The sequence below is a fragment of the Pectobacterium artocarpous genome, from assembly GCF_046159765.1.
Taxonomy (GTDB): Bacteria; Pseudomonadota; Gammaproteobacteria; order Enterobacterales; family Enterobacteriaceae; genus Pectobacterium.
In genome coordinates, this window is sequence record NZ_JBJXVK010000012.1 from 60,411 (window position 1) to 76,597 (window position 16,187).

The window sequence follows — 16,187 nt, forward strand, 5'->3', positions numbered from 1 at the left end:
CTGTTATGCAATCACCAACAAAGTGGCTGATCCTGGCTATTGTTTCCAGTGCACTGTTCCTGATTGTTATCGACATGACGGTACTGTACACCGCACTCCCGACACTGACTCACGACTTGCACGCCACGGCATCGGACAAGTTATGGATCGTGAATATCTACGCGTTGGTTGCCTCCGGCTTGCTGCTGGGAATGGGCACGCTGGGTGATAAGCTGGGCCATAAACCATTATTTATTTCCGGGCTGGTTGTTTTCGGCACCGCGTCATTGTTCGCCGCTTATTCGCCTACTCCCCATATGCTCATCGCCGCCCGTGCTTTGCTGGCAGCGGGTGCGGCGATGATGATGCCCGCCACGCTCTCCATTATCCGTCTGACCTTTTCTGATGAACGGGAACGCGCACTGGCGATTGGCATCTGGGCTGCGGTAGCCTCCGGCGGCGCGGCATTTGGCCCCGTGATGGGCGGGATACTGCTTGAGTATTTCTGGTGGGGCTCGGTCTTCCTGATTAACGTACCGGTCGTTCTGCTTGCGCTCATCATGGGAATCACCGTGATTCCACACCGGCCGGGCAAGGCTTCACACCGCTGGGATTTCTTTGGTTCTCTATTGATTATGGTGGGTTTGATTGGCGTAACCTATGCCATAAAAGAGCTGGGCAAGCGGGTTCCGTCTTATGAAGATGCGCTAATCGCACTGCTGATCGGCGTGGCGTTCATTATCCTGTTCGTTCGGCGTCAGCGTAACAGCAAGCATCCTCTGGTCGATTTCTCGCTCTTCCGCCTGCGGCCTTTTAGCGCCGCCGTCGCTGCGGCTATCGTAGCAGCGGCCGCCTTGATCGGAATGGAGCTGGCTTTCACCCAGCGACTACAACTTGTGGTCGGCCTGTCTCCGCTACAGGCCGGGCTGTTCATTTTGCCTCTGTCATTGGCGTCCTTTATCTCCGGCCCATTGACCGGAAGGATGCTGCCGCGCGTAAATAGTGGGACCATGCTATCCGCTGGCCTGCTGGTTTCCGGGCTCGGAATGGGAAGCTATTTGCTGCTCCACAATGCCCCCATCCTCGTACAAGTCATCAGCCTGATGGTGATTGGCGCTGGCGTGGGTTCTACCATGACGGCTGCATCGAGCACCATTATGCAGGTTGCTCCAGCGGCAAAAGCGGGTATGGCGGCCTCAATCGAAGAAGTGTCTTATGAATTAGGGGGCGCGACGGGCGTGACGCTGATGGGGAGTTTGCTGTCTTTCGCGTATTCCGCAACGTTTATGCTGCCCACCGGGTTTAGCGCACCGGACACCGCCTATGACAGTCTGGACGAGGCATTAATTTTTGCCGAATCCTTACCGGAAAATATGCAGCGTATTCTTACCGCACAGGCACATTCCGCCTTTGATTCCGGATTTTCCACCGTGCTGGCAGCAGCAACGTTGATCCTACTGTTGACCTCCGCTTTCGTGTGGACAACGCGCCATAATAAACAACATCGTAATCAGGCCGCTGATGTATAACGCCATAGGTTAAGACGATAAAAAACGCCGTTCAATGACGAACGGCGTTGGTAATGTCGATTTAGCAACGAACTACATAACGGATCAGTACGTTTCTTTACCGTATTGCAACGAGCGAGGCCCGTACAACATACCGCGTGGATGACCCGCAGCCAGCAGACGCGTGCTGGTCACACCAGCAACATCATGACCTTTATCAGAGATCGTGTCCGCAATTTGGCTCACTGCCGCCTGCACCAAAGCACCGATGATGCCGCCGTTCGAGTTTGATTGCTGCTCGTTGCTGGAAGCGGTTGCACTTCCGCTCCACAGCAGTTTTCCGGTACGCAGATCAACCAGACGTGCATCCGCAGAAACGCGGGTTTCACTACTAATCACGATGTATGAAGTACCATACTCTTTCACATCCAAATACAGCGCAGCATCAGCACCAAAGATTTGATGCAGCTTCGCCGTGCTCAGTGCATGAATATCTGACGCAGTAGACAAACCATTCTGTTTGAACGTTTCATCCACTACAGCGACGGGTAATACGTAATAGCCTGATTCCGCCAGCGGATAGGTGACTTGTGAAAGCAGGCTATAGCTCGCTTTCACATCAGGCGAGTGGTTAACCGGCGGCAATACCAGAATCGACTTAGGCTTACTCTGCTTAAATGCCGTGTAGTCATAGGGAACGGGTTTAGCACAGCCGGTCAGCATAAGCGCAAAAACCAAGCCGCATAATCCTAAGAAACGATTCATTTAATATTTCCTTTATTTTTACTCAACAGAAAGTCCATAAAAGGTGCTGATTTAGGGAATTTCGCTTTTTCAGTTTCAAACTGTTGGCGAGCTTCGCTATCACGGCCAGTATTGGCATACAGCAACCCGAGTTGAGCATAGAGTCCCGGCGGGACAGGTTTATTCGCGGCTTTTGCTTTTTCGATCGATTCATTCAAAGCAAGAATTTGCTGCTCTGGACCGACTTTATCTTGTTGATAGTAATCGTAAAGAGCGGGCTGATATTTGTCCCAGCTATAAATCGTTTTTGGCTGGGACGCACAGCCAGCCAGTACTGTCGCTGCAAGCAGCAGGACAATCTTCTTATGAGATAACATTGTTATATTCCTATTCCATTAGTTCGCTGGGCGCCAGGCACCACTTTCAATTCCCGCAACCAGATTATTGACGGCTTCACGAATAGCCAAATCCAGCACTTTACCGTTCAGCGTCGAGTCATAGCTGGCCGTACCGCCGAAACCGATAATTTCACGGTTAGACAAGGTGTACTCGCCCGCGCCCTGTACGGAATACACGACTTCAGACGTTTGCACGTTCACCACATTCAACGTAGTTTTTGCGTAAGCAACCTGTGTCTTGCCGCGACCAAGGATGCCCCACAGTTGATGGTCACCCACTTCTTTGCGGCCAAACTCGGTCACATCGCCGGTAATAACATAGCTAGCACCTTTCAGCGTCTGCGTTTGTCCTTTGATACCCGCTTCCGCTTTCAGCTCTTCCATATTGGTGCGATCCAACACATTAAAGCGGCCGCTCTGCTGAAGATGGCTCACAAGAATGGTCTTGGATTGATTACCTAAGCGGTCAACCCCATCAGAAAAAATCCCGTTCATGTAGCTAGAGCGGTTTTCAAATTTTCCGACGGAAATTGGGCTGCGAACGCCCTGATAAGGCGTACTGTAAGAAGTGACTTTTTGTGCTTCTACGGTACGAGAAGATTCTGTAGCACATCCGCTCAATAACGCGGCTGACATGAATACAGAACAAAGAACGACTTTTTTATTCATAACACGATCCCTTAGTGACAATCCATTAACCCTGAGTAACTATATATTATTGATTAATAATGAAAATTCCGTAAAAACGTTAATTAGCTGCAACACGGTTTTGATGAAACAGTGTGTTGCTGCATTTAAATAGCGTTCGACATTATGAGGGGTGTAAGGAAAAGTAACGAGTTATTTCATGGGAAAATTGACAAAAATAATGAAAACCAGAATTTTCACCTAGAATAAATCGCTGTAAACCGGATAAAAAACAAGGTTATATGCAACCATGCCATTACTTTCACATAACATTACAACTTACTGAAACGATTCAATAATTTCATTAATAACAAGCGTGAGATTTAACATTATCCGACTTTATACCTGCTCTATATCAAGGTCAGGGTGTTATCCAGCGATTAGGATAAAGGCCACGATCGAGGGATCCAGGGTGGGAAGGTAATGAACCGATTTGTTATTGCCAGTACTCAAGACTGTATGGGGTGCCATGCATGCGAAATCGCCTGTGTCATTTCACACAATGATGAGCGGTATCCAGATAACGCCACGGTGTTTCAGCCCAGAATCAAGGCATTCAATACGCCAACGCTGCGGGCTGCTGTGACATGCCGTCACTGTGAAGATGCCCCCTGCGCCAGCATGTGTCCAACGCAGGCCTTGATCAGAAAAGACAATAGCATTCAGCTCGTTCAGGAAAAGTGTATTGGCTGTAAAAGCTGTGTACTGGCTTGCCCGTTCGGTGCGATGTCCATGGTGACCAACCCTGTGGACAACAGCACCGTCGCCCATAAATGCGATCTCTGCGCCGACCGCCCTGAGGGGCAAGCGTGCGTAGAAGCCTGTCCGACGCAAGCCTTGCAGTTAATCAGCGAACAAACGTTGGTGGCCCGCCGTCAGGAAAAACAGCAGATGATGGCGCTGCGTTCAACCTCCCACTGGCAACGTGAAACGCCCGTGCTGAAAGCACTGACAACCAATCCGCTCAGTAAAAGAAAAAACTGGCCGCGCCGGGATGCCGAGAAAAAACCACTGACCCAGAGAACGTCCACGTTTGATGAAATTTATCATGGCTTCTCTATGCAGCAGACGGAAGATCAGGCTGACCGCTGCCTTTCCTGCGGCAAACGCGCGATCTGCGAGTGGACCTGCCCGCTGCATAACAATATTCCTGAACTGCTGAGTCTGGCAAAGCAGGGGCGGATTCTTGAAGCCGTCGAGTTGTCGCACCAAACCAGCAGCCTACCGGAAATCTGTGGCCGGGTCTGCCCGCAGGATAGGCTATGCGAAGGAGCTTGTACGCTGGGTAAAGAGTACGGCGCCATCACGATCGGCAACGTTGAGCGCTACATTACCGATACTGCCATGGCAATGGGCTGGTCGCCCGACATAACGCGAGTCGTTCCCAGCGGCAAACGCGCGGCGATCGTCGGGGCGGGCCCAGCAGGGCTAGCCTGTGCCGATGTGTTGGCTCGCAACGGTGTGCAGGCCGTGGTATTTGACCGTCACCCGGAAATTGGTGGGCTGCTCACGTTCGGGATTCCGTCATTCAAGCTGGATAAAGAAGTGTTGATTCACCGCCGTGAAGTGTTCAGCGCCATGGGAATCGAATTCCGGCTGAATACCGAGGTGGGGAAAGATATTTCTCTGGCCCAGCTTCTGGACGACTATGACACCGTTTTCCTCGGCGTAGGCACCTACCGCTCCATGAAGGCCAACATTGATAATGAAGAGGCTCCCGGCGTCTTTGATGCGCTTCCTTTCCTGATTGCCAATACCAAACACGTCATGGGTCTACCTGAATTAGAGGATGAGCCTTATATCTCGATGGCGGGCAAGCGCGTCGTGGTGCTCGGTGGTGGGGATACCGCGATGGATTGTCTACGCACGTCCGTTCGGCAAGGTGCGGTATCCGTCACCTGCGCGTATCGCCGCGATGAAGCCAACATGCCCGGCTCGAAAAAAGAGGTGAAAAACTCCCGTGAAGAAGGCGTGGAGTTCATGTTTAACGTCCAGCCACAAAAAATCTGCCTTAATGAACAGGGCGAAGTGTGCGGAATTAGTCTGGTTCGTACCGAGCTGGGCGAGCCTGACGCCAGCGGCCGTCGTCGTCCGCGCCCTATTCCTGGCTCAGAATTCGTCCAGCCTGCGGAAGCCGTGATAACCGCATTTGGTTTTCAGTCGCACAGTATGCCGTGGCTGGAAGAGGCCGACGTCGATCTGGATAACTGGGGGTACATCACGGCCCCCCTTAATCGTCAGATACCTTGCCAGACCAACCATCCGCGTATTTTTGCTGGCGGCGATGCCGTACGCGGTGCCGATCTGGTGGTAACCGCCATTGCCGACGGGCGCAAAGCCGCATTGGGAATGATTGCAACGATGGGACTGACCGCCGTCACGGGTGCCATTCCTGCACACCCGCAACGCCCTGAAACGCACCCAACCCGCGAGGAGCTCCGCTCATGAATCAATTTGTTATCGCCGAAGCAGAAAAATGTATTGGCTGCCGGACCTGCGCGGTTGCCCATAGCGGTGGTCAACGTGCGCAATTGCGGCCCTCTCACTTCTTTCCCCGCCTGAAGGTCGTAAAAAGCGCCAGCGTCAGCGTACCGGTTCTGTGCCGGCAGTGCGAGAATGCGCCCTGTGCCAGCGTGTGCCCAAATGACGCGCTGGTGCGCGATCGGGATAGCATCCAGGTTATTCAGTCCCGCTGCATCGGCTGCAAAAGCTGCGTTGTCTCCTGTCCCTTTGGGGCCATCAATGTGGTAACGAAAGCGTCGAATGACGAGGAAGAAACACACCTCACGCAAAGCGAGGTTCACAAATGCGACTTGTGCGTGGATGTCGCCCAGAGCCCTTCCTGTGTCAGCGTGTGTCCAACATCGGCATTGCGATTAGTGACCGAGGATGAGCTGCGCAAGCAGACGCTGGAAAAACAGCGGCGTTCCGCACTAGGGTGGCCGAGCCATTAAAACAGACTGGAAGGTGACGGGCAGGGAAGGATCGCCACAAAACACACGATGCAGAAAATTCGTTGTGCCTAACTAATAATTATCGCCGATTTATCCATCGATTTTTCTTTAGATCACATATTAGTCTGATAATATGCATTGGTAATGCCTGATAGGTTCCCATCTTTTATCACGATCACGGAGTGAACAATGACCTGCCATTTTGTCAGGTGGACAAGCACGGAAGCGCTTCCTGACTTACAAAGACTGCCCGATAGGCTCATCTCATCAACACAGGGGTTTTCAGCCAAACGCCGCGAGCGTTATCTGAAAAGTCGCGTGCTGCTGGCTGAGATGATGTTCTATTTTTTCGGCTATCCGCTGTTACCCACACTGCTGGAGTCCCCTGAAGGACGCCCTTATTTTGCCGATCCCAATATGCCCAATTTCAGCATCGGCTATGCAGGCAACACCATCGCCATCCTCCTGAGCGAAGAAGGAAGCGTGGGTATGGATATCGAAATCGTTCATGTCAGGCCGACGAATCAGGCTATTCCACAGATGCAGGCGCAGACTCTGGCCGAGCAGGCGTGGATCGACGCTCAGCGCGATCCGCTTGAAGCGGCAACGCAGTTATGCACCATCCGTCAGTCATTGATGAAAATCCCTGGCGTAAACAGCCACCCTCCCAATCACCTGAAACTTCACCCCGCCTCTGGCAGGCTGCGCTCAACCTGCATCCCCGCCATAGAAGTGATGAGCGATGTTGATGATTATCTTGCCTGGGCCTGCGCCCATATCCCTACACTTAACCGATTGATCATGTGGAAATATACATCAGCATCGGGCATGAGAAAATCGGGAGAAATTCTACAGCAGCAGCGCCAGTCTTTACGCTATATGAAATTAACCAGCCATACGATAGAAAAAGTCACCTCTGGCGCCTCACAGTAGCCGGCCGCCTTGTTGCAGACTTGTGGCTCCGGGAAAGCCCCCAGAGCCACGAACGGATTAATGCGCGTCGATAAACACGATTTTCAACAGGAACAGCAGCGCAACCACGACCACACACGGGCTGATTTCACGCCAGCGTCCCGTCGCTAACTTCATCACACAGTAAGAAATGAAGCCCAGCGCGATCCCCTCGGTAATCGAGAAGCTGAACGGCATCATCACAGCGGTAATAAAGGCTGGAACGGCTTCCGTCAGGTCATCCCACTTCACACGCGCCAGGCTGGATGTCATCAATACGCCCACGTAAATCAGTGCGCCAGCCGCCGCATAGGCAGGCACCATACCCGCCAGCGGTGATAGGAAGATCACCAGCAAGAACAGTAGACCAACTACCACGGCGGTCAGACCGGTGCGCCCACCGACGGACACGCCAGAGGAGCTTTCAATATACGCCGTAACGGAGGAGGTTCCGATAAATGAACCGGCCACAGAGCTAACGCTATCAACATACAGCGCCTGCTTCATACGCGGGAACTTACCGCGCGCATCCACCAGACCGGCTTTATCCGTCACGCCGATCAGCGTACCGGAGGAGTCAAACAAGTTAACCAGCATGAAAGAGAAGATAATGCCGGACATTCCCAGGTTCAGCGCACCCGCTAAATCAACCTGACCAACTACCGACGTAACGCTCGGCGGCATAGAGAACACACCTGCGAACTTCACATCACCCAGCAGCAGGCCAATCGAGGTAGTCACGACGATGGAGATCAGCACCGCAGCGTGAATATTGCGTGAAGCCAGCGCAACAATAATGAAAAAGCCCAGCGCCCCCAACAGCACACTGTGCGACGTCAGGTTGCCAATGGTCACCAGCGTTTCAGGGTTAGGAACGATAATGCCGGCGTTTTTCAGGCCCATCATGGCAATGAACAGCCCGATCCCACTGGCGATACCCAACCGCAGGCTAAGCGGGATATTGGCGATCATCCAATAGCGAATCTGGAAGATGGTCAGCAACAGGAAACCGATTGCGCCCCAGAAAATAGCCCCCATCGCAACCTGCCATGGCAGCCCCATCGCGCCCACGACGACAAAAGCGAAAAACGCATTCAGCCCCATTGCCGGAGCCAGTGCCACAGGCAGGTTAGCCAGTAGCCCCATCAAAATACTGCCGAATGCCGCAATCAGGCAGGTGGTGACAAAAACAGCTTTGGTGTCCATCCCCGCCACGCCCAGAATCTGCGGGTTAACAAAAACGATGTAAACCATCGTCAGAAACGTCGTGAAACCGGCAATCGTTTCCGTACGGGCTGTCGTACCGTGTTGTTTAAGTTTAAACACACGCTCCAGCAAGCCTTGCTCGGTAGCAAGACCGGGTTGTGATTTATTCATGAGTAACAATCCAAAGAAGGGAATAACTGTCGTCAAGTATCCTATAACAAAACGCTACGTTTTTACGTTGATCCCACGTTTTTTTTCATCGAATAAGAAGAACCTATTAATACCATGCTGATGGCATCGTAATCCCTCGGTTGAAACGCCTTAATTTTATGCAAGATCACGCTGAAAATGGCTTTATCGGTCGCAATATCAGGCCAATTGGTTAAAGTAGGGGCTTCCTCTTTTATTCCATCAATAAGGATTGGTCATGCCCCATATTGAATGCGTCTTCTTCGACTGTGATGGCACACTGGTTGATAGCGAGGTGCTGTGTTGCCAGGCTTATGTGAATATCTTCATCCCGCATGGGGTGAATTTATCGCTGGAGGAGGTGATAAAAACCTACAAGGGCGTGAAGCTGTACGAGATTATTGCCCGTATCAGCCAGCAGCACGGCTTAACCGTATCGGTAGAAGACGTGGAGCGTCATTTCCGCCAAGAGGTGAAACGGCTGTTCGATGAGTCCCTGCAACCTATCGAGGGCGCACGTGAGTTAGTGCAGTCCATTACCGTTCCAATGGCGGTGGTGTCCAACGGACCCGTCAGCAAAATGCAGCATTCGCTCGGTCTGACGCACATGCTCGATCTGTTTGGCGACCATCTCTACAGTGGCTATGATCTGAAAAAATGGAAGCCCGACCCGGCGGTGCTGTATCACGCCGCCGAGCAGTTACAGCTTCCTATTGAGCGCTGCATTCTGGTGGAAGATTCCGCAGCAGGCGTACAGGCTGGCATTGCTGCGGGTATTCCTGTGTTCTATTACTGCGCCGATCCCCATAACCAGCCGATTCATCACCCGTTGGTCACGATGTTCGATGACATGCGTGAACTGCCGCAAATCTGGCGTGAAAAAGGCTGGAATATCACTGCGCAGTAGCAGCCATTCAGGCTTAATGCCGATCGTTTCAGCATCGAGATACACGGGGCGACCACAGGGGTGAGGCCTCCCTACGGGAACCTCCCCCTGTGTTTCCCCTAATAATGGGCTTAAGTGACCCGTATTCGTCTCAGGCAGGCTTATTCCGCCACCACAGCAAACGGCGTTTCGGCTGTATTTCCTGCTGGCTAAAACGGGCGTTAACCCGATTAGCCAGAAGTTCCAATGACAGGCAAAACACAAAGTAGACCAACGCGACAAACAGGAAAACCTCCATCGGGTAGACCATGCTGCGGTTATTGACCTGTGTAGCAAGAAACGTCAGTTCGCCGACGCCAACAATGTAGGCCAGCGAGGTGTCTTTAATCGGGGAAATCCATTGGTTAATGAAAGAGGGCACCATTATCCGCAGCGCCTGCGGCAGGACAACCTGCCACAACACCTGCCAGCGGCTTAAGCCGAGCGAGAGTCCAGCCTGCCACTGACCACGGCCAATCGCGACAATACCTGCCTTCACATGCGCCAGATACGCCGAGGCGATCAGCGCCAACGCACACACCACGGTCGTGATTTCAGGGATATCGACGCCAAAAACGATCGGCAACAGGAAGTAGGTCCAGAAAATCAGCATGATGACGGGAATGGCGCGGAAGAACCCTAGCACCATTGCCAGCAGTGCGCTCCAGACGCCCCGAGACATTGCCAGCGCTACGCCCAAAATCGTACCCAATAAGGCAGAGGCTACGCCCGCCAGCAGACTCATCGCAAGCGTCAGCGCCGCGCCACCCAGCAGGCCATCCGGGAACGTGCCCCACATCAAATAACCGATGTTATCGGTGAGAACGGTAAAATCCATCTCAGTGTCTCTCCGCCAGGCTGCGCTGTTGTCGCCACATACCCCAGCCTTCCATCACAGCAATAATCACGATGTACAGCACCGTCGCCACGCCAAACGCCTGAAATGTGCGCAGCGTTTCCGTCTCCACCTGACAAGAAGCATAAGACAATTCAGCAACGCCAATTGCCATCGTCAACGATGAGTTCTTGACGATGTTCATGTACTGCCCAAGCAGCGGTGGTAAGGCAATTTTCAGCGCCTGCGGTAACACTATATAGCGCATGGACTGCCAGCCCGTTAACCCCAGAGCATGTGCCGCATACTTCTGTCCGCGTGCGACACCGCGAATACCGGATCGGATCTCCTCCGCAATAAATGCGCTGGAGTAGAGCGTCAGCCCTGCCAATCCCGCCAGAAATTCAAAAGAAGGCCACGCTAACGTTGTCCCCAACAGCGAAATCTCATGAGGCGTGTTTAGCCATTGCATCATTTCTGAGGGAAAAAGCTGCCCAGCACCGAAATACCAGAAAAACAACTGCACCAGCAGTGGCGTATTACGAAATAGTGAACTGTAAGCCACAACCACACCGCTCAACCCTCGAATGTGGCTATCTCTGGCTGCCGCCAGCAGAAAACCCAGCCCCGTAGCGAGAACGATCGTACTCAGGGAAATACCCAGCGTGAGCAAGAAGCCATGCCACAGCCAGATAAGGTACTGAGGAGCCAACAGCCACGACTCAAGCGAGTGCAGCGCCGTATCCATGCGTTTTCTCTCTCTTTGTCATAATGATTTATGCCCTACATAATTCGAGTTTCAGGCAGGCGGCAAGGGAAGGACCATTGTCGGGAACGAATTGACCAGCCAACGCACATGCAACTTGAAGTATGACAGCTATAAATAGCAATGCCCTCTACGAGGCAGAGGGCAGGGGTCATAGCACTGAAGGCGTCAGCGATCAGGATTTCGGTTGCTGATCCAACGGAGCAAACGTGAAGTCGCCACGCGGCTGAGCGGATTTCGTGCTCGGCCCAAACCAACGATCGTAGAGAGTCTTCGCTTCACCCTGTTTTTCCAAATTAATCAGCGTGTCATTAATTTTTGCCGTCAGGCGTTCTTCCCCCTTCGGAATCCCGACACCCTGATATTCTTTGGTTATGCTGAACGGGGAGATTTCAAACTCGGCCTTCTGTGCATCAGGCACGTTAGCCAACAGGCCAACCAGCTTAGCATCATCCTGCGTGATAGCCTGTACGTTACCGTTACGCAAGCACAAAATAAGTTTCAGTATCACGGAAATGTTGCATTTTCATTCGTAAAATAGAAAAAACCTATATTAAAACAATGGAAATAGATCTTTTCACGCAACTATGTTTCCATAACCCTACCCTGGAGCCACGCCGACGTTTCTGCATGAAAGACAAAAAAGTCCCTCAGGTTCCTCCCAGCGAGGAAAAAAAATCTCATGAATTGGATCGGTTTGATACCGCTATCCTGCGTCTGTTGCAGGAAGATGCCTCCCTGTCCAACGTCGCACTGGCCGAGAAGGTCAATCTCAGCCCCCCAGCCTGTCTGCGACGCGTAGAGCGCCTGAAACAGCTTGGGCTGATTAAACGGCTGGTGGCCTTATTGAATCCCGATGCGCTGAATGCCGGGCTGGTGGTCTTAATCGGTGTCGTGCTAGACAGATCGACACCCAATTCGTTTAAAGATTTTGAAACCGCGGCACAAAAGATTCGCGGCTGTATGGAGTGTCATGTCGTTACCGGGGAATTCGACTACATGCTCATGATTAGAACGCGGGACAATCAGAGTTTTAATCGTCTTCACGCCGAGCAGTTGCTGTTCCTGCCCGGCGTGCGTCAGATTAGATCATTTATTGGGCTGCGCGAGGTCTTGTCTACCACAAGGCTGCCCTTCTGAGCAGCACAGCAATCGATAAAGAAGCTTATTCTCCAAATCAGCCATTGCGGAAGATATAGCTGTAAGCGCTGAGTGCGGGGGCACCGCCAAGGTGAGCGTAAAGCACTTTAGAGCCTTTAGGGAATTCGCCGTTGCGAATCATATCAATCATACCCTGCATCGATTTCCCTTCATAAACGGGGTCGGTCATGACACCTTCCATTCGTGCGCACAACCGAATCGCCTCCAGCGTGCCTTCACTTGGCAGGCCATACTCTGGCCCACCGTAGCGGGTATCAAGCACCACATCTTCTTCGGTAAGCTCCCGTCCCAGTTCAACAAGGTTCGCGGTATTCTGCGCAATACGCAAAATTTGCGCCTTTGTCTGCGCGGGTTTCGCGGACGCATCAATTCCGATGACATTGCGTGCACGGCCATCGGCGGCAAACCCGACCACCATGCCTGCCTGTGTACTGCCCGTGACGGAACACACGATAATGTAGTCGAACGTAAAGCCGAGCTCTTTTTCCTGCTGACGAACTTCTTCCGCAAAGCCGACAAAACCCAGACCACCATAAGGATGCTCGGAGCACCCCGCCGGGATGGGGAAAGGTTTGCCCCCGCTCTCGGTCACATCATCCATCGCTTGTTTCCAGCTTTCGCGGATCCCGATATCAAACCCCGCCGCATCAAGACGAACATCTGCTCCCATAATGCGTGATAACTCAATATTTCCCACGCGATCGTAAACCGCGTCGGCATAATTCACCCAATTTTCCTGTACCAGTACGCACTTCATACCCAGATGTGCGGCAACGGCAGCCACCTGACGCGTCTGATTAGATTGGATACCGCCAATAGAAACCAGCGTATCGCATCCTTGTTCTAGTGCTTCCGGAATTAAATATTCCAGTTTGCGCGTTTTATTCCCCCCAAACGCCAGACCACTATTACAATCTTCACGTTTCGCGTAAATTTCCACATCACCGCCAAGATAGTCGCTCAATCTCTTCATCGGCGTAATCGGAGAAGGTCCAAAAGTTAATGGATAACGCGGAAATTTTTCCAGATTCATAATAATACTCCGATAAAAATAATTGAATTGACCATCGGCGACAAATAGACGCCGTCGTAATCATCGTTTGGAAAAATAATGAAAAAAATCCATTTTAGGTTTGACGGATAACATAGGGAATCACCGCATCTCCCTTAAATTTATATTACCGCTAAAAAATAAAATATAAATTGCAAAATAATCATTTTTTATATATTAAAATTTCATAATAAAAAACAAAAAATCTCATTTATTTCATAAAACAACCAAAACAAGAAATAATATTAACCTCAAGAGAGCACCATTCCTTCCGGGGGCAAAGGCAGCGTCGTTTTGTAACGAACCTGCTTGAGGGCAAAGCTAGATCGGATATTCGCCACGCCAGGAATTCGGGTTAAATGGTTAAGAATAAGGTTTTCTATCTCATTGATATTTTTAACAAGAACACGCAAGAGATAGTCAGCATCTCCCGTCATCAGATAGCACTCCATCACCTCCGGCCTCTGCGCGATTGCCTCTTCAAAGCCTTGCAATACCGACTCTATCTGTCTATCCAAACTGACATGAATGAACACATTGACGTGTAGGCCAAGTCGTTCAGGCGAGAGCAGTGTGACCTGCTGGCGAATCAATCCCAGTTCTTCTAACGCTTTTACCCGGTTAAAGCAGGGTGTCGTCGACAAATTCACTTCTCTGGCCAGCTCCGCGTGCGTAATTCTGGCATTTTCCTGCAATTTGTTAAGGATAGTAATATCGGTTCTGTCGAGTTTGCGCATAAAAAACCTTTTCTGTGAATGATTACCTAGACAAAAAATTTGCTCTAAAAAATAAAGAAAACGACCAAATAAAGGAAAAATTTTTCGCACCAAAACGCATAAACTTTTTCTATCCAGATCTCGGAAAAAGAAAATATAAAATGTTTTTACCTCCACTAAGAAATAAGAAAATAGTTTGGCAGAAAAAAACGCATTTTCTTCCCTCAGCATCCGGATTATCAATACGTCAACTTGGCGGAATTGGACTACTGGCAATGGCGATAATTATTTGGGGAGCAAACTGGCCCGCAATGAAAGTTGGCCTGAACCACATTACGCCACTCTGGTTCTCAGCATTGCGTTTCGCGCTAGGCGGGCTCTGCCTGTTCACTATTCAAATCGCCACCGGTACGTTAAAGCTTCCTCGTCGTTGCGATCTTCCATTGCTGGCCAGTGTTGGACTGCTGCAAATGCTCAGCTTTACAGCGCTTGGCGCCATTGCTATGACAGACATCCCGGCAGGGCGCTCAGCGATCCTCGCTTATACCACGCCACTGTGGGTTCTTCCCGGCGCACTGCTCTTCTTTAGTTACAAGGTGTCGCGCCGCGAATGCATAGGGACGCTACTCGGGATCGCTGGGGTGATAACGCTGTTTAATCCGCTGGCGCTTGACTGGAACGACAGCGTAACGCTGCGCGCTAACGTACTCCTGCTGGTGGCATCACTGTGCTGGGCCATCTGTATTCTGCATCTGCGACACCACCAGGGCAGCACCAGCGCTTATCATCTTGCGCCATGGCAAATGCTGATTGCCACACTGCCTTTAATCGCCCTCGCCTGGGGAGTGGAAGGCCCCTATACGGGAGATAATTCGCCTACGCTATGGAATATTGCATTGTTTGTCGGTCCGCTGGCGACGGCATTTTGTTTTTGCGCCGTTAACGCAGCCAGCCAGTGGCTTTCCAGTACGAGCATGGCGTCATCCATGCTCGGCGTACCACTCGTTGGGCTGTTTTTCTCCATGGTTTTTCTGGGTGAGCCATTAACTCCCAGTCTGGCTATCGGCGTGATCGCGATAATTACCGGTATGCTCATCGTCACGCTGAGGCCAACACGGCGGTAGCCCCCTTCACGGCAAGAGCTGGGGCGAAGGGGAATCCAAACCATATTCCTGGCGGAACAGCACATCCTGCTGTGCTAGCTCATCACGTAAAAAAGCGAAAAAAGAGCTAAGAACCGGCGTTTCCCCTTTGTTGGCATCCGCTTGGATTTGCAACACACGCTGGTTCAGCGGCTCCATGTTCATCGTCTTGACGAGCAGGTTATCCTGCCGGGTTCGGTACAGTACCGAGAAATGGCTGCAAATCGCGACGGCATCGGGAGTATCAAGCAAAAACGCGTACAGCGTCGAAAAGTGATTACAGGTAAAAATGGGATCGATGAATACGCCGTTCATGCGGCAAGAGAGATCGAACAATTGGCGAACCGTTGCAGATTGATCGGGCAACACCACAGGAAATCGGCTGAGATCCGCAACCTGACACTCCCCTAGAGCTAGCGGGTGATCGCGCCGCACTACCGCCATAAAAGGCGCGGAAAAAGAGGCAATAACCTTAACGCCATGTTCTGGAGCCAGACTGTATTTCAGCGCGACATCACATTCGCTGTTGCGTATGAGTTCAGGTATTTGTCTGGCGCTGCCCACGGTTAGCACAAAATTGACCGTCGTGTGCTGTCGTCGGAACTTCGCCAGCAGCGTAGGCAGTAAGCTAAACGCAATACCATCGGTACACACCACTCGCAGCGTGGTCTGTCGGGAAGAGGTCAATCCTTCAATTTCAGCAATCGCCAGCGTCATATCAGCCACGCTGCGCCGTACATAGTTTTCTAAAATATGACCCGCATCATTGAGCACCATGCCTCTGGCATGACGATCAAACAGTAAGGTACCCAGACGCGTTTCTAAACGTTGGATATGGCGGCTAATCGCGGAAGCCGCCACAAAGAGTTGCTGGCTTGCCGCGCTCAGCGAGCCTGTGCTGGCCACCGCCATGAAATAGCGAATTTCATTGCTATGCATCTTTTGCCCCTCTCTTTACTGACGCCACGTAATGAG

Annotated in this window: 16 protein-coding genes and 1 pseudogene; 7 read left to right on the plus strand and 10 right to left on the minus strand. The window is 51.6% G+C overall.

Annotated elements, in window-relative coordinates:
• The first annotated feature begins 5 nt into the window (after window positions 1–5).
• The gene (locus ACKQAD_RS09670; protein ID WP_409159967.1) at window positions 6–1,508 is read left to right on the plus strand and encodes an MFS transporter; all 1,503 of its coding nucleotides are present in this window, start codon (window positions 6–8) and stop codon (window positions 1,506–1,508) included.
• A gap of 84 nt (window positions 1,509–1,592) precedes the next feature.
• Here the strand turns inward: ACKQAD_RS09670 and ACKQAD_RS09675 are convergent, their stop codons facing one another.
• The 3 genes from ACKQAD_RS09675 to ACKQAD_RS09685 are packed head-to-tail and all read right to left on the minus strand — an operon-like array spanning window position 1,593 to window position 3,298.
• Entirely contained in the window at window positions 1,593–2,252 is a 660-nt protein-coding gene (locus ACKQAD_RS09675; protein WP_409159968.1) for a DUF799 domain-containing protein, read from the minus strand.
• On the minus strand, window positions 2,249–2,608 hold the full coding sequence (locus tag ACKQAD_RS09680) for a DUF4810 domain-containing protein (protein WP_409159969.1): 360 nt from the start codon (window positions 2,606–2,608) through the stop codon (window positions 2,249–2,251). The genes ACKQAD_RS09675 and ACKQAD_RS09680 overlap by 4 nt, the downstream gene beginning before the upstream one ends.
• 18 nt (window positions 2,609–2,626) lie before the next feature.
• Complete coding sequence (locus ACKQAD_RS09685) at window positions 2,627–3,298, minus strand: CsgG/HfaB family protein (protein ID WP_409159970.1); 672 nt, start codon at window positions 3,296–3,298, stop codon at window positions 2,627–2,629.
• A 441-nt stretch (window positions 3,299–3,739) separates the two neighbouring features.
• Between ACKQAD_RS09685 and aegA the strand changes: the two genes are divergently transcribed.
• From aegA to ACKQAD_RS09700, 3 genes are all read left to right on the plus strand, one after another.
• The gene (aegA, locus tag ACKQAD_RS09690; protein ID WP_409159971.1) at window positions 3,740–5,764 is read left to right on the plus strand and encodes a formate-dependent uric acid utilization protein AegA; all 2,025 of its coding nucleotides are present in this window, start codon (window positions 3,740–3,742) and stop codon (window positions 5,762–5,764) included.
• Window positions 5,761–6,270 carry a 4Fe-4S binding protein gene (locus ACKQAD_RS09695; protein ID WP_409159972.1) on the plus strand — a complete coding sequence of 170 codons (510 nt, stop codon included), beginning with the start codon at window positions 5,761–5,763 and terminating at the stop codon, window positions 6,268–6,270. Before aegA ends, ACKQAD_RS09695 begins: the two co-directional genes overlap by 4 nt.
• 189 nt (window positions 6,271–6,459) lie before the next feature.
• The gene (locus tag ACKQAD_RS09700) at window positions 6,460–7,203 is read left to right on the plus strand and encodes a 4'-phosphopantetheinyl transferase family protein (protein WP_409159973.1); all 744 of its coding nucleotides are present in this window, start codon (window positions 6,460–6,462) and stop codon (window positions 7,201–7,203) included.
• Between the two features lie 57 nt (window positions 7,204–7,260).
• On the opposite strand, the gene ACKQAD_RS09705 is transcribed toward ACKQAD_RS09700, so the two are convergent.
• Window positions 7,261–8,598 carry an NCS2 family permease gene (locus tag ACKQAD_RS09705; protein WP_336870220.1) on the minus strand — a complete coding sequence of 446 codons (1,338 nt, stop codon included), beginning with the start codon at window positions 8,596–8,598 and terminating at the stop codon, window positions 7,261–7,263.
• Window positions 8,599–8,854: 256 nt separating this feature from the next.
• Between ACKQAD_RS09705 and yieH the strand changes: the two genes are divergently transcribed.
• Entirely contained in the window at window positions 8,855–9,523 is a 669-nt protein-coding gene (gene yieH / locus ACKQAD_RS09710; protein ID WP_409159974.1) for a 6-phosphogluconate phosphatase, read from the plus strand.
• A gap of 130 nt (window positions 9,524–9,653) precedes the next feature.
• Here yieH and ACKQAD_RS09715 read toward each other — a convergent pair whose 3' ends face one another.
• The 3 genes and pseudogenes from ACKQAD_RS09715 to ACKQAD_RS09725 all read right to left on the minus strand — a co-directional run.
• Window positions 9,654–10,379 (minus strand): amino acid ABC transporter permease, encoded by a 726-nt coding sequence (locus ACKQAD_RS09715; RefSeq protein WP_409159975.1) that lies wholly within the window; start codon window positions 10,377–10,379, stop codon window positions 9,654–9,656.
• A gap of 1 nt (window position 10,380) precedes the next feature.
• A complete protein-coding gene (locus ACKQAD_RS09720; RefSeq protein ID WP_409159976.1) occupies window positions 10,381–11,124 on the minus strand; it encodes an amino acid ABC transporter permease in 744 nt (247 codons plus the stop codon).
• 193 nt (window positions 11,125–11,317) lie between these two features.
• Window positions 11,318–11,629: pseudogene (locus tag ACKQAD_RS09725) on the minus strand (amino acid ABC transporter substrate-binding protein); the annotation flags it as partial.
• Between the two features lie 143 nt (window positions 11,630–11,772).
• On the opposite strand from ACKQAD_RS09725, the gene ACKQAD_RS09730 reads away from it, so the two are divergent.
• The gene (locus tag ACKQAD_RS09730; protein ID WP_409159977.1) at window positions 11,773–12,282 is read left to right on the plus strand and encodes an Lrp/AsnC family transcriptional regulator; all 510 of its coding nucleotides are present in this window, start codon (window positions 11,773–11,775) and stop codon (window positions 12,280–12,282) included.
• A gap of 37 nt (window positions 12,283–12,319) precedes the next feature.
• Here ACKQAD_RS09730 and ACKQAD_RS09735 read toward each other — a convergent pair whose 3' ends face one another.
• Entirely contained in the window at window positions 12,320–13,336 is a 1,017-nt protein-coding gene (locus ACKQAD_RS09735) for a 1-aminocyclopropane-1-carboxylate deaminase (RefSeq protein ID WP_409159978.1), read from the minus strand.
• A gap of 269 nt (window positions 13,337–13,605) precedes the next feature.
• Window positions 13,606–14,091, minus strand: a complete 486-nt coding sequence (locus ACKQAD_RS09740; protein WP_409159979.1) for an Lrp/AsnC family transcriptional regulator — start codon at window positions 14,089–14,091, stop codon at window positions 13,606–13,608.
• A gap of 140 nt (window positions 14,092–14,231) precedes the next feature.
• Between ACKQAD_RS09740 and ACKQAD_RS09745 the strand changes: the two genes are divergently transcribed.
• On the plus strand, window positions 14,232–15,194 hold the full coding sequence (locus ACKQAD_RS09745) for a DMT family transporter (protein WP_409159980.1): 963 nt from the start codon (window positions 14,232–14,234) through the stop codon (window positions 15,192–15,194).
• Between the two features lie 6 nt (window positions 15,195–15,200).
• Here the strand turns inward: ACKQAD_RS09745 and ACKQAD_RS09750 are convergent, their stop codons facing one another.
• Window positions 15,201–16,151 carry a LysR family transcriptional regulator gene (locus ACKQAD_RS09750; protein ID WP_409159981.1) on the minus strand — a complete coding sequence of 317 codons (951 nt, stop codon included), beginning with the start codon at window positions 16,149–16,151 and terminating at the stop codon, window positions 15,201–15,203.
• Window positions 16,152–16,187 lie beyond the last annotated feature (36 nt).

Excerpts from the sequence above, each read along its gene's own strand:
- ACKQAD_RS09670 (WP_409159967.1), top strand. The coding sequence starts at position 6 with ATGCAATCACCAACAAAGTGGCTGATCCTGGCTATTGTTTCCAGTGCA.
- ACKQAD_RS09675 (WP_409159968.1), bottom strand. The coding sequence starts at position 2,252 with ATGAATCGTTTCTTAGGATTATGCGGCTTGGTTTTTGCGCTTATGCTG.
- ACKQAD_RS09680 (WP_409159969.1), bottom strand. The coding sequence starts at position 2,608 with ATGTTATCTCATAAGAAGATTGTCCTGCTGCTTGCAGCGACAGTACTG.
- ACKQAD_RS09685 (WP_409159970.1), bottom strand. The coding sequence starts at position 3,298 with ATGAATAAAAAAGTCGTTCTTTGTTCTGTATTCATGTCAGCCGCGTTA.
- aegA (WP_409159971.1), top strand. The coding sequence starts at position 3,740 with ATGAACCGATTTGTTATTGCCAGTACTCAAGACTGTATGGGGTGCCAT.
- ACKQAD_RS09695 (WP_409159972.1), top strand. The coding sequence starts at position 5,761 with ATGAATCAATTTGTTATCGCCGAAGCAGAAAAATGTATTGGCTGCCGG.
- ACKQAD_RS09700 (WP_409159973.1), top strand. The coding sequence starts at position 6,460 with ATGACCTGCCATTTTGTCAGGTGGACAAGCACGGAAGCGCTTCCTGAC.
- ACKQAD_RS09705 (WP_336870220.1), bottom strand. The coding sequence starts at position 8,598 with ATGAATAAATCACAACCCGGTCTTGCTACCGAGCAAGGCTTGCTGGAG.
- yieH (WP_409159974.1), top strand. The coding sequence starts at position 8,855 with ATGCCCCATATTGAATGCGTCTTCTTCGACTGTGATGGCACACTGGTT.
- ACKQAD_RS09715 (WP_409159975.1), bottom strand. The coding sequence starts at position 10,379 with ATGGATTTTACCGTTCTCACCGATAACATCGGTTATTTGATGTGGGGC.
- ACKQAD_RS09720 (WP_409159976.1), bottom strand. The coding sequence starts at position 11,124 with ATGGATACGGCGCTGCACTCGCTTGAGTCGTGGCTGTTGGCTCCTCAG.
- ACKQAD_RS09730 (WP_409159977.1), top strand. The coding sequence starts at position 11,773 with ATGAAAGACAAAAAAGTCCCTCAGGTTCCTCCCAGCGAGGAAAAAAAA.
- ACKQAD_RS09735 (WP_409159978.1), bottom strand. The coding sequence starts at position 13,336 with ATGAATCTGGAAAAATTTCCGCGTTATCCATTAACTTTTGGACCTTCT.
- ACKQAD_RS09740 (WP_409159979.1), bottom strand. The coding sequence starts at position 14,091 with ATGCGCAAACTCGACAGAACCGATATTACTATCCTTAACAAATTGCAG.
- ACKQAD_RS09745 (WP_409159980.1), top strand. The coding sequence starts at position 14,232 with ATGTTTTTACCTCCACTAAGAAATAAGAAAATAGTTTGGCAGAAAAAA.
- ACKQAD_RS09750 (WP_409159981.1), bottom strand. The coding sequence starts at position 16,151 with ATGCATAGCAATGAAATTCGCTATTTCATGGCGGTGGCCAGCACAGGC.